Source organism: Sorangiineae bacterium MSr11367 (assembly GCA_037157805.1).
Lineage (GTDB): Bacteria > Myxococcota_A > Polyangia > Polyangiales > Polyangiaceae > Pendulispora > Pendulispora rubella.
In genome coordinates this window covers 10,148,018-10,172,670 of sequence record CP089983.1, presented here as the reverse complement: position 1 = coordinate 10,172,670, position 24,653 = coordinate 10,148,018, and the positions used below count along the sequence as shown (strand labels likewise).

The 24,653-nt window shown below is 66.3% G+C and carries 19 protein-coding genes; 17 read left to right on the top strand and 2 right to left on the bottom strand.

All coding sequences use genetic code 11. The annotated features are described in order from the left end of the window. The first annotated feature begins 59 nt into the window (after positions 1–59). The 15 genes from LVJ94_39165 (at position 60) to LVJ94_39095 (ending at position 18,968) form a co-directional block, all read left to right on the top strand. The gene (locus LVJ94_39165) at positions 60–1,202 is read left to right on the top strand and encodes an acyl-CoA dehydrogenase family protein (protein ID WXB02915.1); all 1,143 of its coding nucleotides are present in this window, start codon (positions 60–62) and stop codon (positions 1,200–1,202) included. 545 nt (positions 1,203–1,747) lie between these two features. Beyond that, a complete protein-coding gene (gene mraZ, locus LVJ94_39160; GenBank protein ID WXB02914.1) occupies positions 1,748–2,191 on the top strand; it encodes a division/cell wall cluster transcriptional repressor MraZ in 444 nt (147 codons plus the stop codon). Between the two features lie 146 nt (positions 2,192–2,337). Continuing rightward, positions 2,338–3,219 (top strand): 16S rRNA (cytosine(1402)-N(4))-methyltransferase RsmH, encoded by an 882-nt coding sequence (gene rsmH, locus LVJ94_39155; GenBank protein WXB10787.1) that lies wholly within the window; start codon positions 2,338–2,340, stop codon positions 3,217–3,219. After that, positions 3,216–3,626 (top strand): cell division protein FtsL, encoded by a 411-nt coding sequence (locus LVJ94_39150; protein ID WXB02913.1) that lies wholly within the window; start codon positions 3,216–3,218, stop codon positions 3,624–3,626. Before rsmH ends, LVJ94_39150 begins: the two co-directional genes overlap by 4 nt. Next, entirely contained in the window at positions 3,623–5,731 is a 2,109-nt protein-coding gene (locus tag LVJ94_39145; GenBank protein ID WXB02912.1) for a transpeptidase family protein, read from the top strand. Before LVJ94_39150 ends, LVJ94_39145 begins: the two co-directional genes overlap by 4 nt. Then, on the top strand, positions 5,728–7,278 hold the full coding sequence (locus tag LVJ94_39140) for a UDP-N-acetylmuramoyl-L-alanyl-D-glutamate--2,6-diaminopimelate ligase (protein ID WXB02911.1): 1,551 nt from the start codon (positions 5,728–5,730) through the stop codon (positions 7,276–7,278). The genes LVJ94_39145 and LVJ94_39140 overlap by 4 nt, the downstream gene beginning before the upstream one ends. 2 nt (positions 7,279–7,280) lie before the next feature. After that, positions 7,281–8,777 carry a UDP-N-acetylmuramoyl-tripeptide--D-alanyl-D-alanine ligase gene (locus LVJ94_39135; GenBank protein ID WXB02910.1) on the top strand — a complete coding sequence of 499 codons (1,497 nt, stop codon included), beginning with the start codon at positions 7,281–7,283 and terminating at the stop codon, positions 8,775–8,777. Beyond that, entirely contained in the window at positions 8,774–9,922 is a 1,149-nt protein-coding gene (mraY, locus tag LVJ94_39130) for a phospho-N-acetylmuramoyl-pentapeptide-transferase (GenBank protein WXB02909.1), read from the top strand. The genes LVJ94_39135 and mraY overlap by 4 nt, the downstream gene beginning before the upstream one ends. An 8-nt stretch (positions 9,923–9,930) precedes the next feature. Continuing rightward, positions 9,931–11,301 carry a UDP-N-acetylmuramoyl-L-alanine--D-glutamate ligase gene (gene murD, locus LVJ94_39125; protein ID WXB02908.1) on the top strand — a complete coding sequence of 457 codons (1,371 nt, stop codon included), beginning with the start codon at positions 9,931–9,933 and terminating at the stop codon, positions 11,299–11,301. Further along, positions 11,298–12,509 carry a putative lipid II flippase FtsW gene (gene ftsW, locus LVJ94_39120; GenBank protein ID WXB02907.1) on the top strand — a complete coding sequence of 404 codons (1,212 nt, stop codon included), beginning with the start codon at positions 11,298–11,300 and terminating at the stop codon, positions 12,507–12,509. Before murD ends, ftsW begins: the two co-directional genes overlap by 4 nt. Next, positions 12,496–13,713 carry an undecaprenyldiphospho-muramoylpentapeptide beta-N-acetylglucosaminyltransferase gene (gene murG / locus LVJ94_39115; protein WXB02906.1) on the top strand — a complete coding sequence of 406 codons (1,218 nt, stop codon included), beginning with the start codon at positions 12,496–12,498 and terminating at the stop codon, positions 13,711–13,713. The genes ftsW and murG overlap by 14 nt, the downstream gene beginning before the upstream one ends. Continuing rightward, positions 13,713–15,122: a UDP-N-acetylmuramate--L-alanine ligase gene (gene murC / locus LVJ94_39110; protein ID WXB02905.1), complete on the top strand. Its 1,410-nt coding sequence runs from the start codon at positions 13,713–13,715 to the stop codon at positions 15,120–15,122. Before murG ends, murC begins: the two co-directional genes overlap by 1 nt. Then, positions 15,119–16,021, top strand: coding sequence for an FtsQ-type POTRA domain-containing protein (locus LVJ94_39105; protein WXB02904.1), 903 nt, complete (start codon positions 15,119–15,121; stop codon positions 16,019–16,021). The genes murC and LVJ94_39105 overlap by 4 nt, the downstream gene beginning before the upstream one ends. A gap of 21 nt (positions 16,022–16,042) precedes the next feature. Then, complete coding sequence (locus LVJ94_39100; protein WXB02903.1) at positions 16,043–16,927, top strand: PAS domain-containing protein; 885 nt, start codon at positions 16,043–16,045, stop codon at positions 16,925–16,927. A 277-nt stretch (positions 16,928–17,204) separates the two neighbouring features. Beyond that, positions 17,205–18,968 (top strand): hypothetical protein, encoded by a 1,764-nt coding sequence (locus LVJ94_39095; GenBank protein WXB02902.1) that lies wholly within the window; start codon positions 17,205–17,207, stop codon positions 18,966–18,968. Positions 18,969–18,972: 4 nt separating this feature from the next. Here LVJ94_39095 and LVJ94_39090 read toward each other — a convergent pair whose 3' ends face one another. Beyond that, on the bottom strand, positions 18,973–20,973 hold the full coding sequence (locus tag LVJ94_39090) for a dipeptidyl peptidase 3 (protein WXB02901.1): 2,001 nt from the start codon (positions 20,971–20,973) through the stop codon (positions 18,973–18,975). 13 nt (positions 20,974–20,986) lie between these two features. Continuing rightward, positions 20,987–21,712: a hypothetical protein gene (locus LVJ94_39085; protein ID WXB02900.1), complete on the bottom strand. Its 726-nt coding sequence runs from the start codon at positions 21,710–21,712 to the stop codon at positions 20,987–20,989. Positions 21,713–21,797: 85 nt separating this feature from the next. On the opposite strand from LVJ94_39085, the gene ftsA reads away from it, so the two are divergent. Continuing rightward, positions 21,798–23,099, top strand: a complete 1,302-nt coding sequence (ftsA, locus tag LVJ94_39080) for a cell division protein FtsA (GenBank protein ID WXB02899.1) — start codon at positions 21,798–21,800, stop codon at positions 23,097–23,099. Between the two features lie 167 nt (positions 23,100–23,266). Continuing rightward, positions 23,267–24,625, top strand: a complete 1,359-nt coding sequence (ftsZ, locus tag LVJ94_39075; GenBank protein ID WXB02898.1) for a cell division protein FtsZ — start codon at positions 23,267–23,269, stop codon at positions 24,623–24,625. Positions 24,626–24,653 lie beyond the last annotated feature (28 nt).

Genomic DNA, 24,653 nt, shown 5'->3' with positions numbered 1-24,653 from the left:
TGCGTTGGTGCGAGCCACCTAGCCGGAGGAGGGGGGCAGTGGTATGGAGGGCCGCCCCCATGGATTTTTCGTTCACCGAACACCACGCGTTGCTTCGCCAATCCGTTCGTGACTTTGCACAATCCGAGGTTCGTCCGTACGCGCGCCAATGGGACAAGGAGGAGCGCTTTCCGCACGAGATCATCCCGAAGCTCGCCGAGATGGGACTCTTGGGCATCCGCATTCCGGAGGAATACGGCGGCTCGGGGATGGATACGGTCAGCTACGCGATTTGCGTCGAGGAGACGGCCAAGATCGACGGCTCGCTCGCCTTGACGTTGGCCTCGCACAACGGACTGGGCACCGGCCACATTCTCACCTTCGGAAACGAGGAGCAGAAGCGCCGCTACCTCCCGAAAGCGGCCCGTGGCGAGTGGCTCGCGGCCTGGGCCCTGACGGAGCCGGGCAGCGGGAGCGATTCGGCTGCCCTCCGCACGACGGCCCGCCGTGACGGTGACGATTGGGTCATCAACGGCACGAAAATGTTCATCACCCAGGGCAGCGTCGGCGGCTTCTGCGTCGTGCTGGCCCGCACCAACGCCGACGCGGCCAAGCAAAAGGGCATCACGGCCTTCATCGTCGACCGAGGCACGCAAGGCTTCTCGGCCTCCAAGCATCTCGAAAAACTTGGCTGCCGCTCGAGCGACACCGTCGAGCTCACCTTCGAAGAGGTGCGGGTGCCCGATACGCAGCGCGTTGGCGAGGTGGACTGCGGCTTCTCCGACACGATGCGCATCCTCGATCGGGGACGCGTGTCCATTGCGGCCATGGCCCTCGGTCTAGGTTACGGCGCGCTCGACATGGCCTTGCACTACGCCAAGGATCGCAAGCAATTCGGCAATCCCATCGCGGACTTCCAAGCGATCAAATGGATGCTCGCCGACAGCAAGACCGAGTTGGACGCGGCCTCACTCCTTACGTACCGCGCGGCCTGGCTGGCCGATCAAAAGCGCCCGTACAGCAAAGAGGCCTCCATGGCCAAATTGTTTGCGAGCGAAGCGGCGACGCGCGCGTGCAATCGGTCCCTGCAGATCCATGGCGGCTATGGCTACACCCGCGAGTTCGACGTCGAACGTCACCTCCGCGACGCGAAGATCTGCGAGATCGGCGAGGGCACGAGCGAAGTGCAACGCATGGTGATCGCAAAGCATTTGCTCATGTGACGCCGGCGCGGCGCGCGGCGTCGCTGCTACGGCTAAGAGCGAGAAGATTCACAGGAAGACGGGAAGACGGGAAGGATTTTGAGTTTTCCTTTGGCCAACGGTGCCGAAAGGAAAACCCTCAAACCTTCCCGTCTTCCCGTCTTCCTGTTTAATTTCTTCGGCTTCTTCATGGGGCTGCACGTGCCCGTGTGACGAGCGCGCGTGAGGGCTCACGCGTGCGTGCGTCCATGGACTCGATTGCGTTCGCGTTCGCGTCGCGAGTGCACGCGATGCACCGCGAGCGCGCGCGTACAGTCCAAGTGAAGTCACAAGTTATCCACAGTGATTACCGCTGCTTATCCACAGCACGCGCTGATCATCCGTCCATCGCAACTTGGCCAAGCCCGTCACACTCATGTGAAACTGGAGCTGAACGTGCGGTGATTTATTGACAGCCCTGGCTCGTCTCCATACGGTGGCGTTTGCACGTGGGAAGAAGTGGCAAGAAGTGCCAAATCTTTCCCTCCTCTTTCCTCCGTGGGTGATTCGTTGAGGCGCGACGCCGGATGTTTCGCGGTCGTTATGAGCACAGCATCGACGCGAAGGGCCGGACCAGCCTTCCGGCTCGGTACCGCGATCACCTTGCTGCGCTCGGGGAGCGACGCATCGTGCTGACCAGCGCGCTCGATCCGTGCCTCGTCGCCTACGCGATGCCGGAGTGGACGGCGTTCGAGGAGAAGCTCGCGAAGCTTCCGCAGTTCGACCGCGCGGTGCAGAAGTTGAAGCGCATCTACGTGTCCGGCGCGGTGGAGTGCGAGGTCGACGATTCGGGCCGCATCCTCGTGCCGCCCACCTTGCGCGAGCACGCATCGCTGCAGAAGGAAGTGCTCTGGGCAGGCTCCGGTAAGTACGCGGAACTTTGGGACAAGGTGATGTGGAAGCAGCACTTCGACACCACCGAAGACGAGCGGCGCGACATCAGCGCACGGCTCGCGGAGCTCGGACTATGAGCGGTCCCGCGCGCGCTGGCGCTGGCATCGAACCGAGCGATCCGCAACTCTCGCTGCCGGGTCTCGTCGAAGGCAACGTCGAGTGGGTCTGGGCCGAGGACGAAGGAGAGGTCAACGTCGTGGAACACTTCGTCCATGCCACCGTCATGAAGGACGAAGTGGCCCAGGTCCTCGCCCCGCGTGACGGGGGCGTTTACGTCGACGTCACCCTCGGCGGTGGCGGTCACGCGGAGGCCATCCTGGAAAGCGCCCCCGGCGCCCGGGTCATTGGCTTCGATCGCGATCCGGAAGCCATCCGTGCGACCGAAACACGCCTCGAACGGTTCGAGGACCGCATCGAGATCGTGCGCTCCAACTTCGGCCGCGTGCGCGAGGAGCTCTCCGCCATGGGGCTCGCCAAGGTGGACGGACTTTGCGCCGACCTGGGGGTCAGCTCGCCCCAGCTCGACGATCCGCTGCGCGGCATGAGCTTCCGCGCCGAGGGCCCGCTGGACATGCGGATGGACCCAGAGGACTCCGAGACGGCGCTGGATCTCATCTCGCGCCTGAAGGACGACGAGCTCGCGGACATCATTTACCGCTACGGCGACGAACGTCGCTCACGCCGCATCGCCCGCAGCATCAAGCGCGCCCTCGACGAGGGCGATCTGGCGACCACGCTCGATTTGCGTCGCGCCATCGTGCGCGCGGTCGGGCCGGTGCGGGTCGGCGGGGTCGATCCCGCAACGCGCACCTTCCAGGCGCTCCGCATCGCGGTCAACCGCGAGCTCGAGGAGCTCTCGACCCTGCTCGCCGCGCTCCAGGACGTCGTGGTCCCCGGTGGTGTGGCCGCCGTCATCAGCTTCCATTCGCTCGAGGACCGTCTCGTCAAGAAGACGTTCGCCGACCGCGAAGTCTGGCAACCCATTTGGAAGAAGCCGCTCATGGCCAGCGAGGAGGAGCGCGCCGCCAACCCGCGCTCCCGCAGCGCCAAGCTGCGCGCGGCCCGCCGCATTTCGCAGGACTCCCCGCAGGAGAGCGCCCGGTGAAGCTCGGGGGGCTCCTCCAGAGTTGGGGCAAGGCGCGGTCGGGTACGCCGCGGCAGCGAGCGGCCGTCTTCGTCACGGTGTGGACCTTGGCCATCGTGGCCACCGTGCTCGCGTTCGTGCTCCACCTGGCCTTGCGCGGTCGCACCGTCGCCTTGGGCTACGAGCTCGGGCGCGCGCGGGCCGAGCAAGCCCGCCTGCGCGAGGTCAAACGCGTCCTCGAGGTGGAGGCCGCCAGCTACAAGACGCCCGAGCGCGTCGACATCGTCGCGCGCACCCTGCTCGGCATGGAGCCGCCCACGGCGGACCGCATGATCGTGCTTCCGGCGCTGCAAGACTCGGATCGACCGCCGCCGCGCGCGCCCGAGGGCGCCGATGGCGGCTCCGCGACGGTGGCGGCGACCCCATGAGAAACCTGGATCGCTCGCGCGCCCGTTGGATTCGGCTGCGGATGGGCGTCCTCCTCGGCGTGATGGGGCTCGCCCTCGGCGGCTTGGTGGCCGGCGCCTACCGCGTCCAAGTCGAAGACGGCCCGCTGTGGAAGGACATGGCCGAAAAGCAGCGGCAACGACGCCTCCACATCGAGCCCAAACGCGGCACCATCTACGACCGAAACGGCACCGCACTCGCCGTCAGCGTCGACGTGCCCAGCCTCAGCATCGACATCCACGAGATGCTCCGCGGCATCGAGGCCCCCGACGTGCAAGAGGCTACCTTGCGCGATGCTGCCGCGCGTTTGGCCACGGGCCTCAACCTCAAGGCCGACGAACTTTACGCGAAGTTTTCCGTCAAGAAGCACTTCGTCTGGATCAAGCGCCGCATCACCGTCGACGAAGCTGCCTTTGCGCGCGATCTCGGTGACGCGAAGAAGCAGGCGCACCCCGTCAAAGGGCTCAACATCGAGGGCGAAGGCCACCGGTACTACCCGGGCCGCGATCTCGCCGGGCCCGTGCTCGGATTCGTCGCGCCCGACGGGCAGGGCAAGGACGGCCTCGAGCTGAGCATGGACGAGGAGCTGCGCGGCCGTGTCGAGGAAGTCAGCGGCCTTCGCGATCGCACCGGCCGCCTCATTTTCTCGAACGGCAACACGCAAGGCGACGCCCTCACGGGGCGCGACATCCACCTGACCATCGACGAGGGCATCCAGCACGTCGCCGAACGCGAGCTCGGCGCCGCGCAGCGCACGTACGAGGCCAAGGGCGGAGCGCTCGTCGTCGTGGATCCGAACACCGGCGAGATCCTCGCGCTGGCCTCCAGCCCCGGGTACAACCCGAACGACTACGGCGAGTCCGAGGTCGACGCCCGGCGCGATCGGGCGGTGACGGACCGGTTCGAGCCGGGCTCCGTCATGAAGGTGTTCACCTTTGCCGGCGCACTTGCCGCGGGAACGCTCAAGCCGACGGAGTCCATCTTCTGCGAACACGGGAGCTACACCATCGCGGGGGCGCTCATCCGCGACACCCACTTGAACGACTGGCTCACCCCCACGCAGATCCTCGCCCGCAGCTCCAACATCGGTGCGTTGAAGATTGGCCTCAATTTGGGGGAGGCAGGGCTGTACTCGGCCTTCCGGCGTTTCGGCTTCGGCGAGCCCACGGGGCTACCGCTGCCGGGCGAGGCTTCCGGCGTGCTTCGTCCGCGCGGTCGGGCATGGTTCGAGGTGGATACGGCGTACGCCTCTTTCGGACAGGGCGTGAGCACCACCACCGTGCAGCTCGCCATGGCCATGGCGGCGATTGCAAACGGCGGGCGCCTGCTCGAGCCGGTGCTCGTGCGCAAGGTGATGGACGCCCGCGGCGAGCTGGTGCGTGAAGGGGTCACCCACGTGCGGCGCGAAGTGATACCTCCCGGGACCGCGCGCATGGTGACCGAGATGCTCACGGCTGTGACGGAAGACGGTGGAACCGCCCTCGAGGCGAGCATCCCTGGATTCCGCGTGGCCGGAAAAACCGGTACGGCGCAGAAAGCCGATACGAAAACCGGGAAAATGTCGAACGAGTTGTACACGTCGTCCTTCGTCGGCTTCGTTCCGGCCGAGCGTCCGCGGCTGGTGATTGCCGTGATGCTCGACGAGCCGGTGATCGGCCACGCCGCCGGTTCGATTGCCGGTCCTGTCTTCCGCCGAACGGCCGAAGCAACGCTACGCTACTTGGGTGTGACCCCCAACGCCGCCACCGCCAAGCTTTCCAATGTCACCCGCGAGGGCGATCCCGCGGACAGCTTCATCGCCTCGATGAAGCCGCCCCTCCCCAACGCTCCCCCGGAGGGGGAGGGAGCCGCAACCGCGGAGGCCCCGGCCCCGGCGGCGCCGCCCATGATCGGCCCCCCGCAAGAACCGGTGCGCGTGCCCGACACCAACGGACTGCCCGCACGCGACGCCGTCAAAAGCATCCTTGCCGCGGGCCTCGTCCCTCAGATCGAGGGATACGGTCGCTTGGTGCGCCAGAGCCCCGCAGCCGGATCCTCCGCGGCCAAAGGAAGCGCCGTCCGTCTGGTCTTCGAGCCCTCGTCATGATGCCGCCGGAAGGACTCCGGCTCGTCGACATGGTGCGCGAAATCCCCGGCCAGGTCGACATCGTGGGCGACCCCGAGGTGCGCGTGCACGGGGTGCACCACGACTCGCGCCGGGTCGAGCCGGGCGATCTCTTCGTCGCCCGCCACGGCGCCAACACCGACGGCACCCGCTTCATCCCGCAGGCGGAAGAGCGCGGGGCCGCCGCCATCATGGTCGAGCGCGGCCACATCGACGCCGATGCGGGCAGCATCGCCAACGTCCCGCACATCATCGTGGACGACGCCACCGACGCCCTCGCGTTCGCGTCCGCCGCCGTCTATGGCCACCCCACCTTCACCCTCGACGTCATCGGCATCACCGGCACCAACGGCAAAACCACCACGAGCCACCTGGTGCGCGCCGCCGTCGACGGCGCCCTGGGCCGTGAGGGCGCACCCGCGTGCGGCATGATTGGTACCGTCGGTCACATCTTCGGCAACACGAAGATCGAGGCCGATCACACCACCCCGGAAGCCGACGAAATCGCGCGCGTCATGAACCACATGCGCCGGCTCGGCGCGACGCACGTGGCCATGGAGGTCTCCTCCATTGCGCTCGAGTTGGGGCGTGTGCGGGCGGTGCGCTTTCGGGTGGCCGCCTTCACGAATTTTACGCAAGATCACCTCGACTTTCACGGTTCGATGGAGGCCTACGCCGCCGCCAAGGAGCGGCTCTTCTTCGACATGGGACCCGGGAGCTCGGTCATCCACATCGACGATCCACTCGGCCGCAGCATCGCCGAGCGCGTGCGCGCGCCCTTGTTTCGCGTGAGCGCCCGAACCGGCACCCCGCCCGAAGAGGCCGAAATCGCCCCGATTCAGGCCACCCTCGATGCGCGCGGCATTGACGCCACCTTGCGCACGCCCAAGGGCACCCACCGGGTGCGATCGCGCCTCATCGGCCGTCACAACCTGGAAAACATCGTCGTTGCCGTGGGCGTGGCCTGCGCCCTCGACCTGGAGCTCGGGCGTGCGTGCGCCGCCATCGGCGAGGAATGCGGCGTTCCCGGGCGCCTCGAGCGGTGCGACGTCGAGGCCGACGACGTCATCGTGCTCGTCGACTACGCGCACACCCCCGACGCGCTCGCCCGCGTTCTCGAGAGCGTGCGCAAGGTCAGCACCGACGGTTCGCACCTCGTCTGCATTTTCGGCTGCGGCGGCGATCGCGATCCCAAGAAGCGCGGGCCCATGGGCCAAGCCGTCGCCGAGGGTGCGGATCTCGGCGTCATCACCAGCGACAACCCGCGGACCGAGGATCCGGCGGACATCGCGCGCCCCGTCGAAGAGGCCATGCGCGCGGCGGGTGCCCCGTACGTCGTCGAGTTGGATCGCGCCCGTGCCATTCGCGAGACCATCCTGGGCGCGCGCCCCGGTGACATCGTGGTCGTCGCCGGCAAGGGCCACGAGGACTACCAGATCATCGGCACGGAAAAGCGCCCCTTCGACGACCGCATCGAGGCGCGCAACGCCCTCGCCGAGCGCCGTCAGCGCGGCCAGGGAAAGGGCTGAGCATGTCCACGCCCATCCCGAAGAACCGCGTTCAGCGCACCAGCGGCGAGATTGCCCGCATCACGGGCGGCACCCTCGTTCGAGGCAAGCCCGATCGCGTGCACACGGGCGTCACCACCAACAGCCGTGAGGCCACGCCCGGCTGCGTCTTCGTCGCCTTGCGCGGTGAGAACTTCGACGGCCACGCCTTCGTCCTTGCCGCCTCCCGCGCCGGCGCCAGCCTCATGCTCATCGAGCGCCGTCGCTCGCTCGATCTGCCCGCGGATCCCGAGTTGGATCCCGAGGACAGCGCCCCTCACGTCGTCGAGGTCGACGACACCCTCGTCGCATGGGGCGCCCTCGCGAGCGATCACCTCGCGCGGTGGCGCGCCAACACCCCGCAGGGACGCGTCGTGGCCATCACTGGCAGCGCCGGAAAAACCACGACCAAATCGTTCGCCTCCGCCCTTCTCGCCGAGGTCGACGCCACGCACGCCACCTTGGGCAATCTGAACAACCGCGTGGGCGTTCCCGCGATGATCTTTGCCCTCGAGCCGCACCATCGCTTCGTCGTGCTCGAAATGGGGACCAACCTGCCCGGCGAAATCGCCACCTTGGCCGCCATCGCCGTGCCCGACGTCGCCATCATCACGAACATCGGCCTCGCCCATGCCGAGCGCCTCGGCGGAACGCGCGCCGGCGTTGGCGAGGAAAAGGGCTCCCTTTTCGCGGCGCTTCGCGAATCGGGCTGCGCGGTCGTCAACGCCGACGACGACGAGATCGCGCGCCAACTTCCCCGCACCGCGGCCCGCCACACCGTCTCCTTCGGCCGCGCGCCCGGCTCCGCGTACCGCCTTCGCGCGCGCGCCGGCACCAAGGTCGTCTTCGCGCGGGCCAAAAGCGAGATCACCCTGGATCTGCCACTCGCCGGCGAGGCCGCCGCCATCGACTTCCTCGCCGCCCTCGCCGCCACCGAGTTCGCCGTCGGCCGTTCCCTCTCGCTCGAAGAACTCGCCCGGGGCCTCGCCCGCGTCGCGCTCCCCGAGGGCCGCGGACAGATTCACACTCTGTCGTGGGGCATCACCGTCATCGACGACAGCTACAACGCCAACCCCTCGAGCATGTCCGCCGCGATCGACCTCGCCGTCGAGCTGGCGGCGCCCGGAAAACGCCGCATCGTGGCCGTCCTTGGCGAGATGCGCGAGCTCGGCCCCGCGGAAGGCGAAGCGCATGCCGCCCTCGGGGACGAGTTGGCACGTGCCCGCGTGCACACGGTCATCGGATGCGGCGGTGCGGCCATCGCGCGCACCCTTCACCGAGCTGCGCACGGCGGCGTGCGCACCATGGCCGCGGCAACCACCAGCGAGGCGGCCGACGTAGCCTGCGCCGAGGTTCGCCCCGGCGACGTCGTCCTCGTCAAAGGCTCGCGCGGCGTCCAGACCGAGCGTGTCGCCATCGCCCTCCTCGCCCGCGACGGCGGCAAGAGCAGCACGAGCAGCCCCCAGAGAACACCCCGGTGATCCTCGAATTTCTCTTTCCCCTCCGGCACGACGCGAGCTGGCTCACCTGGCTCAACGTTCTTCGCTACGTCCCGTTCCGCATCATTGCGGCCGCGGCGTCGGCCATGTTCATCTCGTTCTTTCTCTCGCCGTGGTTCATCCGCGAGCTGCAGCGCAAGCAGATCGGCCAAGTGGTCCGCGTCGACGGGCCTGCGAGCCACCACATCAAGTCCGGCACCCCCACCATGGGCGGCGCCCTCATTCTTCTGTCGGTGCTCTTGCCCACCATCCTCTGGTGCGACCTGAGCAACGTCTTCGTCTGGGCCACCACGGCCGTCACCGCCGGCTACGGCGTCATCGGCTACCTGGACGACTACCTCAAGATCAAGGCGAAGAACTCCCGCGGCGTTCCCGGCCGGTACAAGCTTCTGGGCCAGTTTCTCATCGCCGGGGCGGTCATCGCCTACGTCTTCTTCGCCGAACGCCACGTGCCCCCGGATTGGTGGGAAATTCGCACACGCGTGGCCATCCCGTTCGTGGCCTTCGCCAAGCACCCCATCGACTTGCCGGTGCTCGTCTACATCCCGTTCGCGGTGCTGGTGGTCGTTGCCATGTCCAACGCCGTCAACCTCACCGACGGCCTCGATGGCTTGGCGATTGGCCCGGTCATCATCAACGGCGCCACCTACCTCCTCTGGTGCTACCTCGCCGGTGCCACCTTCGGCATTGCCAACGTGTCGCAGCGCTTCATCGTGGCGCGCTACCTGGACATCCCCGGTATCGCCAGCGTGGGCGAACTCTCGGTCTATTGCGGCGCTGTCGTGGGCGCTGGCATTGGATTCCTTTGGTACAATACCTACCCCGCACAAGTGTTCATGGGCGACGTCGGATCGCTCGCGTTGGGCGGCGGCCTGGGCATGTGCGCCGTCTTCACAAAGAATGAGCTGCTCTCGATCATCCTCGGGGGAATCTTCTTTTTGGAGGCAGTCAGCGTCATTGTGCAAGTTTTGAGCTTTCGCCTCACGGGAAAGCGCATTTTTCTCATGGCTCCCATCCATCACCACTACGAAAAGAAGGGCTGGCCAGAGCCCAAGATCATCGTGCGGTTCTGGATCATCAGCATTTTGCTCGCGCTTATTTCGCTTTCTAGCCTGAAGTTGCGATAACTAGCCCGGTGCTCGACCTGACCGGAAAGCATGTCGCCGTGCTGGGCCTCGGCCTGAGTGGCTGCGCCGCCGCACGTCTTTGCCTGGCCCGCGGGGCAGGGGTCACTGCCGTGGACGCCAAACCGTGGGACGCGCTGTCCGACGACGCGCGAAAACTCAAGGACAACGGGGTGCGCGTCCTGGCCGGCGTGCACCCGGCGGCGGCCATCGAGCATGTCGACTTGGTGGTGACGTCGCCCGGCTTCCCGTCGTTTCCCGAGTTGGATGCGGCCATGGCGGCCGGGCTGCGGGTCATCGGCGAGGTGGAGCTGTCGGTGCAGGCCCTCCCGCCGCGCGTCCCCGTCGTGGCGGTGGGCGGCACCAACGGCAAGAGCACGACCACGGCCCTCATCGGCGCCATCTTCGAGCAGCACGGCACGCGCGCCTTCGTGGGCGGCAACTTCGGCGAGCCGCTCAGCGACTACGTGGACGACGCGTTCGACATCGCGGTGCTCGAGGTATCCAGCTTCCAGATGGAGCGCCTGGAGACGTTCAAACCCAAGGTGTCCATTCTGCTCAACGTCACGCCGGACCACCTCGATCGGTACCCCTCGTTCGAGGACTACGCGCACGCCAAGGGCAACGCGTTCGTGCGGCAGACCAAGGAGGACGTGGCGGTCATCCCATTCCGCGACGACATTTGCTGGCACGAAGCGCGTCGCGGCGACGCCGCCGTGCGCACCTTCGGCCCGGGCGGGGACGTCGACGTTACGCCCAAGGCCATCATCGAGCGCACCTACGGCCACGTGTACACGCGCAGCGAGATCGCGCTGGTCGGCAGCCACAACGCGACGAACATCGCCGCGGCCATCGCCGCCGTGCGCGCCTTCGGCATCCCCGCGCAGAGCATCCGCGACGCTTTGGCGAAGTTTTCCGGCCTTCCGCACCGCACCGCCTACGTCGACGAAATCAACGGCGTGCGCTTCTACGATGACTCCAAAGGCACCAACGTGGGCGCCTCCGTCACTGCCCTGCGCGGTCTGCCCGAGTCCAACGTCGTTCTCCTCGCCGGCGGGCGCGAGAAGGGCGGCAGCTACGATCCGCTCGTATCCGTGCTTCGCTCCAAGGGCCGCGGCGTCGTCGTGCTGGGCGAGGCGGCGGAGACCATCGCCAACGCGGTGGGAAGCGCGTTGCCGGTGCGCCGCATCGCCACCGCGCCGTCGCTCGAGACCACGATGGACGCCGCCGTGCGCGCCGCCTTCGAGCTCGCGCAGCCGGGCGACGCCGTGCTCCTTTCGCCCGCGTGTTCGAGCCTCGACATGTTCCGCGACTACAAGCACCGCGGGGACGAGTTCGTGGCCGCCGTGAACCGCCTGTCGCAAGGAGTGAAAGCGCCATGAGGGTCGAAGCCGGCAGCATGCGCAGCTCCGTCGCGCCGCCCGCCAACATGCGGACGCGCATCCAGGTGCAACTCGCCGCGCCGCTCGATGCGATCCCGAATGCCATCAAGGCCTCGGGGCCGATGGATGCCGTGCTCGCGGCGGTCGTCGTCGCCCTCATCGGCTTCGGCGTGATCATGGTGTACAGCGCCTCGGCCGTCGATGCGACGCTGCATTACAAGAACCCGCACTTCTATCTGACGCGTCAGAGCCTCTACGCGATTGCCGCGCTCACCGTGCTCTTTCTCTCGAGCCGCATCGACTACCATCGCCTCTACAAGCTGACGTACCCCGTGCTCGCGGGCGTCGGCATCCTGCTCACGATGTGCGTCATCGGCCTCGGGCATCGCGGTGGTGGTGCCGCGCGCTGGCTAGCCATCGGTCCCGTGCACGTCCAGCCCGCGGAGATGGCCAAGCTGGCCATCGTCACCTGGCTCGCCTATTCGCTGGCCAAAAAGGCCGATCGCGTGAAGACGTTCACCGTCGGCTTTCTGCCGCACTTGATCATCGCCGGCCTCTTCATGGTCCTCTGCATGAAGCAGCCCGACTTCGGCAGCGCCATCGTTCTCTTGCTTCTCACGTTTACCCTGCTCTTCGTGGCGGGGGCCAAGCTCGGCTACATCATGGGCGCCTCCATCCTCGGCGCCATGTTCGCCGTGGCGGCCATCCGATTCAGCCCGTACCGCTACGCGCGCTACCTCGCCTTCGAGAACCTCGTGCAGTACCGCGAGGGCATCGCCTACCAGCCGTATCAGTCGGTCATGTCGTTCGGCTCCGGGCAGACCTGGGGCCTCGGTTTGGGGCGCGGGCTTCAAACCTTGTACTTGCCCGAGGCGCACACCGACTTTGTGGCCGCCATCATCGGCGAGGAGTTCGGCTTCGTGGGCATCTCCCTCCTGTGCGGCGCGTACCTTCTCCTCGTGCTCCGCGGCATCCGCGCCGCGCTGAGGGCGCCCGACGACTACGGCAGCTACCTGGCGTTCGGTATTGCCACGATGTTCGGCGTGCAGGCCCTGGTCAACCTGGCGGTGGCGCTCGCCATTCTGCCGACCAAAGGGCTGACCTTGCCGTTCGTGAGCTTTGGTGGCTCGTCGCTCTTGGTGAACGCCGCCGCTGCAGGCATCCTGCTGAGCGTGTCGCGACAAGGTGGAGCCGATGGCAGCAGGTGAGACGACGAAACCAGGAATCGTAATTGCAGGAGGCGGTACGGGCGGGCACGTGTTCCCCGCGCTGGCCATTGCGGCAGCGGCGAGCGAGCTCGCGGAGGTCGAGGTGACCTTCGTCGGCACCGCGAAGGGGCTCGAGTCCCGCATCACCCTACCGCCCGGGCACCGGCTCGAGCTGCTCGACGTTCAGCCTATCAAGGGCGGTGGCGTCCTGCGCGCCGCACGCGGAACGGGCGTCGCGGCCGTGGCCACGGTGCGCGCGGTCTCGCTGCTCCGCCGCTTGCGGCCGCGCGTGGTGCTGAGCGTGGGCGGTTATGCTTCGGGCCCGGTGGCCTTGGCCGCGGGCATGCTGGGCATCCCGCTGGCCATTTTCGAGCCCAACGCCGCCATGGGCCTCGCCAACAAGGTGGCCGCGCCGTTCGCGCAGCGCGCCTACCTGGCGTTGGTCGAGTCGGAGGGTGGCTTGCCGAAGATCCCGCCCACCGTGCGCGCCTCCAGCGTGCGCATCCTCGGCGTGCCTTTGCGCAAGGGATTTCACGGTGCTCCGTACCGCGCATCCTCCTCGGCGCGCGTTCTCGTCCTGGGCGGAAGCCAGGGCGCGGCGCCGCTCAACGAGCGCGTGCCGGAGGCCATGGGCCGCCTGCTGAAGGACTTCCCGCAGCTCGAAATCGTGCACCAATCGGGCCGCGATCGCGAGCTCCTCGTGCGCAATGCCTACGAGCGCGAGAAGGTCGGTTGCGCCACGGTCGTTCCCTTCATCGACGACGTGGCCGAGGCCATCGCGGGGGCCGATCTCGTGATTGCGCGGGCCGGCGCGGGCACCGTGGCAGAGATCTCGGCCATCGGACGCGCGGCGATCCTCATCCCGTTCCCCTTTGCCGCCGATGACCATCAGGCCAAAAATGCGGCCGTCTTGGCCGGCACCGGCGGGTGCCTGGCCATCCGGCAGGAAGCGGCCGATGCCACACGCTTGGCGGCCGAAGTCGCGCGCCTGCTTCGCGACGACGCGACGCGCACCCGCATGGCCGAGGCGGCACGCTCCTTCGGGCGCCCCGATTCCGCGCGCCTGGTCGCCGAGGATCTTCTGCGCCTCGGACGCTGGCACGTCGAGGCGAACGCACCGCCCGCGCCCAAGGTCGTCACCAACGGCGTCGCACGCACGACCAATGGCACCGGCAACTACCGCCGCATCCCGGAGACGCACTGATGTTCCGCGGTCGCGTGCGGCGCGTCCACTTCGTGGGCATCGGCGGCATCGGCATGAGCGGCCTCGCCGAGATCCTGCGAACCATGGAGTTCGAGGTCTCCGGCTCGGATCGCAAGCCGAACGAGATCACGCATCGCCTCGAGAGCCTGGGCGTCACCTTTCGCGAAGGGCACGCCCCGGAGTTCGTCGAAGGCGCGGACGTGGTGGTGCACTCCAGCGCGATCCAGTGGAACAACCCCGAGCTCACGCGGGCCCGGGCCCTGGAGATCCCGATCATCTCGCGCGGTGAGCTCCTCGCCGAGTTGATGCGCGTCAAGTACACCGTGGCCATCGCCGGCTCCCACGGAAAGACCACCACGACGTCGCTGGTGGCCACCGTGCTGCGGGCGGCGGGGCTCGATCCCACGGTGGTCGTCGGCGGCAAGGTGAACGCGCTCGGATCGAATGCGCGCCTCGGCGCGGGCGATCTCTTCGTCGCCGAGGCCGACGAAAGCGATGGGTCGTTCCTGCGGCTCACCCCGACCATCGCGGTGGTGACGAACATCGATCCCGAGCACCTCGACCACTACGGCACCTTCGAGAACCTGAAGGCGGCGTTCGTCGAGTACGCGAATCGCACGCCATTTTATGGCCTTTCGGTGCTCTGCCTCGACCATCCGCACGTGCAAGAGGTGCTTCCTCGCATCTCGCGGCGCCACGTCACCTACGGCGTCTCGCGGCAGGCCGACTACCGCGCGAGCAACCTGCGCTTCGAGGGCCTCGCCACGCGCTTCGACTGCCAGCGGCGCGGGCAGACTTTGGGCGAGTTCACCGTGCGCATGCCGGGCGCTCACAACGTGCTCAATGCCCTGAGCGTCATCGCCGTGGCCGACGAGCTGGAGATCCCGCTGGATGTCACGCGCGATGCCATCGCGTCCTTCCACGGTGTCCAGCGCCGCTTCACGGTCGTCGGCCAACCGGCGCTCGAGAAGGGCGGGCGCCGTGGCGACGTTCTGATCATCGACGACTACGGCCATCATCCGGCCGAAATCGAGGCCACGCTCGATGCTGCGCAGCGCGGCTTCGACGATCGCCGCGTGGTCGTCGCCTTCCAGCCGCACCGCTACACGCGCACGCACTCGCTGTTCGAAGAGTTCACCCGCGCCTTCAACAAGGCCGATTTGCTCCTCGTCACCGACGTCTACGCCGCGGGCGAGCAGCCCATCGAGGGCGCGACCGGTGAATCGCTGGCCCACGCCATCCGCGCCCACGGCCACCATGCCGTGCGCTACGTGCCGGACAAGAAGCAAATCGCTGCGGAGCTGCTCGATCTCGTCGAGCCGGGCGACCTGGTCATTGCCCTTGGTGCAGGCGACATCAACGCCAGCGCCCGCGAGCTCCATGCTGCGCTTGGCAAAGGAGGCGCATGAGCGGGGTAAACCCCACCAACCGCCGCGTTGCCAAGCCGCAGCTTCCGCCCGACGTCATGGAGCTCGCCGACGCCGAGGACGCGTTCGAAACCGAGCCCGAGGAACCCGAGCTCGAAGAAGGCAGCGCTCCGCCGCCGAAGCGCCCGCGCGGGGCTTTGTTCCGCGCTTTGCAGGGCATCACTGGCTTCGCGCTGGTCGCCGGGGTGTCGGTGTCCGTGGCCTATGCCGCGCGGCACTACGTCACCCACAGCCCGCGCTTTGCCGTGACCGACATCGAGATCGTCGGCGCCAAATCCCGCACGCCGGAGACGGTGGCCGCCGAGGCCGGCGTCGCCAAAGCCCAGAACATTTTCGCCGTGGATCTCGACGAGGCACGCACCCGCCTCTCCCAGGATCCTTGGGTGCGCGAGGCCACGCTCGCCCGGCGCCTTCCCGGTACCGTCATCATCCAGATTGCCGAGCGCGAGGCCGTGGCGCTCGTCGCCTTGGGCGACCTTTACTTGAGCACGCGCAGCGGCGAAATTTTCAAGCGCATCGAGCCGGGCGACCCGAGCGATCTCCCCATCATCACGGGCATCACGCCCGAGGCCGTCGCCGACGATCGCGAGGGGGTCGCGCAATCGATCCGGCGCGCGCTCGACCTCGCGGGTGACTACGAGCACGGTCCCCTTGCGCAACGGGCCCGTCTGCAGGAAATCCACCTGGCCCGCGATGGGTCGACCACGCTGATCGTCGGCAAAAACGCCCTCCAACTCAACCTGGGCGACCCGCCATTTCGCCGCAAACTCGATCAAGCGGTGCGCGTTCTCGCGGAACTCGATCGCCGTGGCGCCAGGGCCGACGCCATCATGCTCGACAACGACGCCCGGCCCGAACGCGTGGTGGTCCGGATGCGCTAGTGATACCCTCGGGCCATCCCGATGGATCACTCTTCCGACAGCGAAGAGGCCCGCCTGCGGCGCCGCATCGCAGATCTCGAGGAGCGCCTTCGTGAGCGCGATGCCGAAATCGAGCGGCTCGGGCGAACGGATCTCAGCGCCTCCGAGCGTGAGCTTCTCGCGATCTTCCGCGCGATGACCGACGTGGTCCTGGTTCTCGATCGCGAGGGCCGCTACATCAAGGTGGCTCCGACCGCGCCGGATTTGCTGTACGCCCCCTCGGTCGACCTCGTGGGCCGCACCATCCGCGAGGCCATCGGCCCCGAGGCGGAGGCGCAGTTTCTTCCGCCGATTTTGCGTGCGTTGGAGACGCGGCAGGTCGTCTACCTCGAGGAGTATGCGCTGCCGATCGCCGGCCGCAATATCTGGTTCTCCGGCTCCGTCTCGCCGATGACCGAAGACTCGGTCGTCTTCGTGGCGCGCGACATCACGGATCGCAAGGAGGCCATCGAGCAGCGCATCCGGCAGGAGGAGTTGATCCGCGCGCAATCGCAAATGCTCGCGCAGCTCTCCTCACCGCTGATCCCCATCACCGACTTCATCGTGGTCATGCCCCTCATCGGCGCTCTCGACGAAGCGCGCGTTCACCGCATCACGGAGTCGTTGCTCACCGGCATCATCGACCAGAGGGCCCGCGTCGCCATCGTCGACGTCACCGGCGTCACTGAGGTCACCGCCTCCCTCGCAGAAATGATCGTCCGCGCCGCCCACGCCACGCGCCTTCTCGGCGCCGAGGTCATCCTGAGCGGCATCCGCCCCAACGTCGCCAAGGCCCTCGTCGAAATCGGCGCCGACCTCGGCGACATCGCGTGCCACACCAACTTGAAAAACGCCATCGCCGCGGCCATGGCCGAGTTTTCGGGTTAGTTCCGGTTAGCCGCAGTGGTCGCGGCTCGTGGAAGCTCGATCCACAAATTCGTGACGTCGCGACCAACGTCCAGCAAGGCGCCCGCGACGTGCATTGCCTGCGCCGCTAGCTTATGACGGGTGAATGAGAATACCCCTTATCTTCTTGTGTGCAGCCGTCGTTGCCGCAGGATGCAGTTCACAGAACACGGATTCCTCATCGGAGTCGCAAACCTCAGCGCTCGAGCCGGCGCCCTCGTGGGGATTGCTCGCGGGAGGCACACTGGATAACGAGCCAGTGAAGGCGACGTACTTCTTTCAAGGCAATATGCCTTACGAAACAAACCTGCATACCGTTCGATCGTCCAATCCTTCGCAAGACTATTGGTGGACGAAGACGCCGAGCTCGCGGCCGGCCACGATGAAGAGCATCAAGGACACGGGAATCAATGTCCTGACCGCTCCCTATCTAGGAAAATATGTGACCTCTGGCCACTTCTCCGACAGTACCCAGGTGGCATTCGGGTACCTAATAAAAGAAGCAAAAGATGCGGGTCTGTTGATCCTTCCAGCCCTGGAAGGGACGCAGAATTGCGTGGACGGGCCACCCACCAATCAATATGGAACGGAAACGGGGGATTGGCGAAACACGTGCCCTACTCGGGCGGTAACTACATTCGATCAACAGAATGTTATTGCGAATCCAACGGCCTTTATTGAAAGAATCGAAGAGTTGTTTGTTCTTTTTGGGGACAGGTTGGAATCGACTTGGGCACGAATTTATGACCGCGATGGGAAAGCGCGGTACGCGATTCATATCAACCACCCGAGTCAGTTATACAAGCCCGGGCAAACCGATGTCGACGTCGCCAATGCGTTCGAAGGCATCCGCCGCGCGTTTGCTGCGAAAGGAAAAGATATCGGATTCATGTTCGATACATGGCAAGAGAACAAGCCCGGGGGATTTATCGATCTCAAACCGAATAGCCCTGTCACGAAGACGACGGGCTTCCTCGCCCTGCAGGGTTTCGGGACGGAGATTCTGTCGTTCGGTATTGCGAAGGAGTATGGGTGCGCCGATCCCGCGAATCGCATCCATCACGAGATTGTCAATGGGGAGCATCGGTACTCGGTGTACGCCAATGAGAACGATGTGGTCATGAAGCGTATCGCGGACGAAAAGAAGGCTGCGTTGTCCTCTTGGGTCGCATCCGGCGTCCCCGTCCACCTCGACGTCAGCCCGGGATACGATGCCACGAAGGTATTCGGACAGCCGCACCTCGACTGCAGCAAGCCATGGGAGATCAACGTCATGTTCGGCGACACCGGAAGAACGAGCTCTCCCGTATTCGACAGATGGCGCAACGCCCAGAGCGAATTCAAAGGTCACGGCATCAAGGGCATCATGTTCAACTCGTGGAACGGCTACACCGAGGGGATGGTCGCCGAGGACACCATCGAACATGGCTCGGTCGAGCGCAGGTGGCTCACGGACTTGCTACGCGCCGACCCGCGACTGTGTGATCACTATTATTACGAGAACGGTGTTCAGAAATACCACGTGTTTGGCGCAATCTGCATGAAGTTTGGAGACCTCGATCGCGGTGGCGAGTACGGTGTGCTTGGGCAGCCGACGGGCGATGCCGTGCCGGGGGCGTCGAAGTATCCCAATTTGGTTTACCAGCCCTTCACGAAGGGGCGTATTTACTGGGACGGATCGGCCGCCAGGGAGGTTCACGGCGCTATCCACGATAAATTCCGCGCAATGAGATACGAGGAGGGCTACGGATATCCAACGACGGACCAGGAAAAACTGGGACCCGTGCCCGATGGTGCTTACAACGATTTCTTCGGTGGGGGCAGCATCTATTATAGTCACTCCGGAACGTACGCCGTTTGGGGGGCGATCAACGACACGTACAAGACGATCCGAAACTCCGACCGTTGTGGTGCACCCACGAGTGACGAGAAGCCGTATGGGGCTGACGGAGCCATCGTCTATATGGAGAAAGGTTCCATTCAATGGTTCCCCGGCGTCGGTTCAACCATCCATTGTCCGTGAGGTCCTACGACCCCTCGAGCACGTCGAGGTAGGCATCGAGTGACGTCACTTGCTCGGCCTTCGCGTCGACCACTTGACCCTTCGTGTCGCGAATCGGCGTGAGCACCGGGGGCACCGTGGCCAGCGCGCGCGGCAGGTTCAGGCTCTTCACGCGCGCGATGACTTGATCGCGCCATGTGGTGTTCAATCGTGACCCGTACTTCTCCACCAAGGCGGCCATCGCGGCTTTGTCGCCGGTCGCCTTGATGCGTTGGTGCTCGGTCAAGAGCTCGCCCGCAGCGCGGCGCCACGCTTCAGGATCTTTCACCGTGAAGAAGATCTTCCCGTTGCGCTCTTCGACCTTGGTCACGCCTTTCTCCAGGAAGATGCCCAGGCGAATGAATGCGCCCTGCATATGATCCTCCTCGATGCGATCGCCTTCGGGGACCCAAGAGAGGAACTCCAGGGTCATCGCTTCTTCGAGCGTGGGGTACACGCGTGCGCACCGTGCGTCGGGCAAGAGGCCGATCTGCACCGTCTTTGGGTCGCCCACGAGGTAGTTCGCGACCAAGTTGGCGCGCCCTTCCTCCATCGCGGAGTAGTAGGGCGCCAAAAGCTTGGCCGGATCCCCCTGCAAGGTGCTGCTCACCTTCCCGGAGCCATGGCCCGTGACCTCGTGGAATCCGATGGCCGCGTCGATCAAGTACGGTGAGCACCGCCGCACCTCGGCGCGGGCCTCCGGCACGACGAACTCGTCGAGCATCTTCGCCTCGCGCATCTCGCGAAAGGCCGTGACGCTGCTCTCGTTGATAAAGTTCTTCGAGCCGTGCGTCTCGCGCATCTCCTGCGAGTTCGGCAGATTCACCCCGCCGAAGGTGAAGAACCCCGCCTCGCCCGTCGCCGCGAGCACGCTCACCGCGGCGGCGGCGGGCACGCGGAACACGTCGCGCTTGTACTCCTTCGGCGTGGGCAGCTTCTGCTCGAAGTACGCTGCCTCGCGCGCCAATGCCTGCAGCTGTGGATCGTGCTGCGGATCGGCGATGGCCACGAAGCCCTCGAAGCTTCCTTTGCGCTGGCGCACGTCCAGCGCCACCTCGATGAAGCCCAAGATGTAGTCCACGGGAAACGTCTGCGCGACCCACGCGATGTCGTGCTTGCGAAACTCCTCCGGCTCCCCCGTGGCCAGATAGTTCACCAAGTGCCGCAGCGCCTCCTTTTGCGCCGCCGGCGCCAGTGTGCTCGCAGCCTGCAGGTGCTCGATGACGCGCTTCAACTCGGGCGCGGCCAGCCCCGCCGGCGTTTTCGCGTCCCCGGAGCGGTACACCTGCTCGACGACCTTTCCGCCCTGCTTCACCAAGCGCCCATTGAGCTCGTACTGCTCCTGGAACAGGTGCAGATCCTTGCTCGTGATGCCTTCGTAATGGTTCGACGCGCTCTCCGCGATGGGATCTTTGCCCACGCCCGGCGACTTGTTCACCTGCGCCGGTTGCACCTTGGGATCGAACATCGCCGCGAGCAGATCCGCCGGCACGCTCACACCGGTCGCATGCGCCGCCTTCTCGAACTCCGCCCGTGCGATGGGCGGCGTGTACTTGGCCCCCGTCGATTTGTCGTGCAGCCCATGGTGCACGAACAGAAAGCGCCGGTACTCGAGCAGCTTGTCGCGCACCGACGGCTCGAGCTTGTCCCGTTTGGCCAACACGTTCTGCACGGCCTGCCGGGCGGGCCACGCGAAGCGCGAGGTCTGCATCGTGAAAATCACGTCGCCCGCCAGCGCCGCGCTCGCGAGGTGGTAGGCCAGGGCGCGCTGCTCGGCGGTGAGCCGCTCGAAGCCCGACGGCGGATACGACGCCACGGCGATGTCCCCCACCAGCCCCAAAGACTTCGACACCTGCGGCGTCGCCACCGGGGACGCCGCCGACCGCGGCGGCTCGGCGGCCCGGGGCGCCGGCGTTGCAGAGCTGGAAGGCGTGGAAGGGGAACAGGCTACGAGCGCGACCAGCGAGGCCGCCGCAAACAGGCGCATGGCCCGGATGGAATCACTTCGTCGAAACGGAGGCGAGTTCCAGGGTGATTTCCGGTGCTCCGGGCGGTCCATACGGCCCCTCGAAGCGCAGCAGCCGGTACGGAGCCTCGGGCTCGACCCACATGTAGTATTTCGGAATGAACGGCTTCGCCAGGCGCGTTAGCACGCTGCCCAGCGCAATCCAGTCGTTCAAGTCCGGGTAGAAGATCACCTCGACCGCGTCGCGCGCTCCGATAGGAAGCGACAGCCGCGAGCGGCCTGCGGTCTCGACGTAGACCTTTGCCACGAACCGGTCGTTGATCCACGCGTACACGCTTCGCCGCTTGCCATCGAGCGGCATCCACCCCAGGCAGAAGGGAAGGGCCACCTCCGGGTAGGCGGCCTCCGGCAGCGGCATCGCTTGATGGTGGAACTCGGAGACGCCCTCCTCGCGCAGGCACCGCCCCTCTTTGTCGAGCATCCGGCGCGACATGGACTTCGTCAAAAGCCCGCTGCTGCCGCGTGAAAAGCGAATCTCCTCGTGGATTTGGCCGCCCAAGATGGGCTGCTTGGCCGCGAAGAGCACCCCGTCGGCATCCTGTGTCAACTCCACCACGCTTCCACGTGCCGGGTCGGTGTCGACCACGTGCCTCGCCTCGAGAACCGAGTGAAACGCCCGCTTTTCGCGCGGTCGAATCGCATATTTCGCGGTGGACTCGAAGCCTCGCGGCGGCTCGGGGAGAAGGGTTATCTGGGACATCGCACTCCTTTTACGCCTTTCCCTTATGTCCGGCCGATCAAAAATTTGGCCCAAACCGGACGGGCATGATGAAGCAGGGGGTGTCATGAGCACCCCGCTTTCCAACGGAGAGATCGTCGTCGGGCTGGACGTCGGCACCACCAAGGTGTGCGCCGTCGTGGGCGAGGTGGCCGAGGATGGCATCACCATCCTCGGCGTGGGCTCGGTTCCCTGCCGCGGCCTCCGCAAGGGCATCGTGTCCAACATCGACTGGACGGTGCGATCCATCAAGGACGCCATCGAGAGCGCCCAGACCATGGCCGGTGTGGAGATCCGCACGGTCTACGCCGGCGTCGCCGGGAGCCACATTCGCTCCATGGTGTCCGACGGCGTCGCCGCCATTGCCGGCGGCGAGGTCACCCGCGCCGACGTCGAGCGCGTCCTCGAAGGCGCCCGGGCCATCCCGGTCGATGCCGATCGCCAGATCCTCCACGTGCTCCCCCGCGAGTACGTCGTCGACACGCAGGACGGCATCCGCGATCCTATCGGGATGAGCGGCGTGCGTCTCGGCGTTAAGGTCAATCTCGTGACGGCGGCCACCACCTGCGTCCAAAACGTCATTCGCTGCGCCGAGCGCTGCAACCTCGCCGTGGCCGACGTGGTCCTCGAGCCGCTCGCCAGTGCCGAATCGGTCCTCTCGGACGACGAAAAGGAAATCGGCGCCGCGGTCATCGACATCGGCGGCGGCACCACGGACATCCTGCTCTACGTCGACGGCGGCATCGCGCACACCAGCGTCATCCCCGTCGGGGGCAACAACATCACCAACGACATCGCCGCGGGGCTTCGCACCCCCATGGCCGAGGCCGACCGGCTCAAGCGGCTTTCGGGCTGCGCGCTCGGCCGCATGGTCGCGGACGACGAGGAAATCGAGGTTCCCGGCGTCGGAGGCCACCCCCCGCGCCGCGTCTCCCGCCGCGTCCTCTCGGACATCGTCGAGCCGCGCGTCGAGGAGATCTTCGCCGTCGTGCGCAAGCGCATCGAGGACACGGGCCTCATCGAGCAGCTCTCCGCCGGCGCGGTTCTCACCGGCGGCGCGGTGCTCCTCGAGGGCATGACCGAGTTCGCCGAGGAGGTGCTGGGCATGCCGGTTCGCATCGGCCACCCCGTCGGGGTCCGCGGCCTGACGCAGCTCATCGCCGGTCCGCAGTACGCCACGGGCGTCGGGCTGGTGAAGTACGGCGCCCAGGTCATGAGCGAGGCCGCCGTGCGCGAGGCGTCTCCGCCGGCACAGTCCATGATGCGGGTGCAGTCTGGCGCGGCCAAACCGTCCAAGGACGCGGCCGTCATGACCCTCCCGCGCGCGGAGAAGTCCAAGCTTTGGGAGTGGATCAAGCAGGCTTTCTAAGTAGGCCGATAAATAAGCACCAAGAATTTGTATCCGGTTCGATTGATTCCTTAGATTGAAAAAATCACGAATCCGGCGGTGAACGAGAAGAGGCGCTCGCCACCGCAGTGACGGATTCACGATGAAGGCAGACCGCTAGGGCCGCGATGGTCCACGGGAGGACGGCGATGAGTTTCTCGATCGAGTTCGCGGACGAGCAGCAGGAGTACCAGGCGCGCATCAAAGTCATCGGCTGCGGCGGCTCCGGCGGGAACGCGGTCAACACCATGATCAACTTCGGCCTAGAGGGCGTGGAGTTCATCGTGGTCAACACCGACGCGCAGGCGCTCAATGCCAATTTCGCGCCCACCAAGCTGAACATCGGCAACAACGTGACCAAGGGTCTCGGTGCCGGTGCGGATCCCGAGCGCGGGCGCAAAGCCGCGCTGGAAGACGTGCAGCGGATCAAGGAATTGATCAGCGGCGCGGACATGGTTTTCGTCACCGCCGGCATGGGCGGCGGCACCGGCACGGGCGCAGCCCCGGTCATCGCGCAGCTCGCGCGGGAGGAAGGTGCCCTGACCGTCGGCGTGGTGACCAAGCCGTTCCTCTTCGAGGGACGCCAGCGCGCACGCCGCGCGGAGGTCGGCCTCGCCGGCCTGGCCGAGCACGTGGACACGCTGATTACGATTCCGAATCAGAAATTGCTTTTGCTGGGCGACGAAGATCTGACCTTCATCGATGCTTTCCGTAAGGCCGATGAAGTTCTGTATCAAGCCGTCAAAGGCATCAGCGATTTGATTACGCAGAACGGCATCGTCAACGTCGACTTCGCCGACGTGAAGACGGTCATGAGCGAGCGCGGTCGCGCCCTGATGGGGACCGGCATCGCCAAGGGCCAAAACCGCGCCCGCATGGCCGCCGAAATGGCCATTACGTCGCCGCTGCTCGACGATATCTCGGTCGAGGGCGCGACGGGCATCCTGATCAACATCGTCGGTGGCCCGGACCTGAAGATGCGCGAAATCCAGGAGGCGGCCTCGCTCGTGCAAGAGCAGGCGCACGAGGACGCGAACATCATCTTCGGCTCGAGCATCGACGAGTCGCTGGGCGAGAACGTGAAGGTCACGGTCATCGCCACCGGCTTCGACGTGGCCGACCGCGCGCTGCTCCAGGAAGCTGCTGCCCGCGGCCAGCTTTCCACGCCGCAGCCCATTCCGACGCACCAACTGCGCGACTCGAGCTACAACATGCGCGCCCCGGCGTATCCGTCGATGCGCCCGCAGGCGCCGGCCTACCCGGAGCCGCAGCAGCACGTTCCCGCGGTCTCGCGGCGCGCGCCACCTTCCCAACACGCGCAGACATACCAGCAGCCCTCGGCGGCGCCGCAAAGCCGTCTCCCGCTCCGCGAGTCGCCCGATACGCGTCGCGATGCGCGCTGGGCCGAGGCGCCCGACTCGCGTGGCCGCGCCGAGCGCAGCTCGAGCTTCCCCGCCTTCGAGACGGATTGGGACGTCCCCGCCTTTCAGCGCAAGCACGGCGGCTAATCGCCAATCACGACAGCGCGCATCCCCC

Excerpts from the sequence above, each read along its gene's own strand:
- LVJ94_39165 (WXB02915.1), top strand. The coding sequence starts at position 60 with ATGGATTTTTCGTTCACCGAACACCACGCGTTGCTTCGCCAATCCGTT.
- mraZ (WXB02914.1), top strand. The coding sequence starts at position 1,748 with ATGTTTCGCGGTCGTTATGAGCACAGCATCGACGCGAAGGGCCGGACC.
- rsmH (WXB10787.1), top strand. The coding sequence starts at position 2,338 with ATGAAGGACGAAGTGGCCCAGGTCCTCGCCCCGCGTGACGGGGGCGTT.
- LVJ94_39145 (WXB02912.1), top strand. The coding sequence starts at position 3,623 with ATGAGAAACCTGGATCGCTCGCGCGCCCGTTGGATTCGGCTGCGGATG.
- LVJ94_39140 (WXB02911.1), top strand. The coding sequence starts at position 5,728 with ATGATGCCGCCGGAAGGACTCCGGCTCGTCGACATGGTGCGCGAAATC.
- LVJ94_39135 (WXB02910.1), top strand. The coding sequence starts at position 7,281 with ATGTCCACGCCCATCCCGAAGAACCGCGTTCAGCGCACCAGCGGCGAG.
- ftsW (WXB02907.1), top strand. The coding sequence starts at position 11,298 with ATGAGGGTCGAAGCCGGCAGCATGCGCAGCTCCGTCGCGCCGCCCGCC.
- murG (WXB02906.1), top strand. The coding sequence starts at position 12,496 with ATGGCAGCAGGTGAGACGACGAAACCAGGAATCGTAATTGCAGGAGGC.
- murC (WXB02905.1), top strand. The coding sequence starts at position 13,713 with ATGTTCCGCGGTCGCGTGCGGCGCGTCCACTTCGTGGGCATCGGCGGC.
- LVJ94_39105 (WXB02904.1), top strand. The coding sequence starts at position 15,119 with ATGAGCGGGGTAAACCCCACCAACCGCCGCGTTGCCAAGCCGCAGCTT.
- LVJ94_39100 (WXB02903.1), top strand. The coding sequence starts at position 16,043 with ATGGATCACTCTTCCGACAGCGAAGAGGCCCGCCTGCGGCGCCGCATC.
- LVJ94_39090 (WXB02901.1), bottom strand. The coding sequence starts at position 20,973 with ATGCGCCTGTTTGCGGCGGCCTCGCTGGTCGCGCTCGTAGCCTGTTCC.
- LVJ94_39085 (WXB02900.1), bottom strand. The coding sequence starts at position 21,712 with ATGTCCCAGATAACCCTTCTCCCCGAGCCGCCGCGAGGCTTCGAGTCC.
- ftsA (WXB02899.1), top strand. The coding sequence starts at position 21,798 with ATGAGCACCCCGCTTTCCAACGGAGAGATCGTCGTCGGGCTGGACGTC.
- ftsZ (WXB02898.1), top strand. The coding sequence starts at position 23,267 with ATGAGTTTCTCGATCGAGTTCGCGGACGAGCAGCAGGAGTACCAGGCG.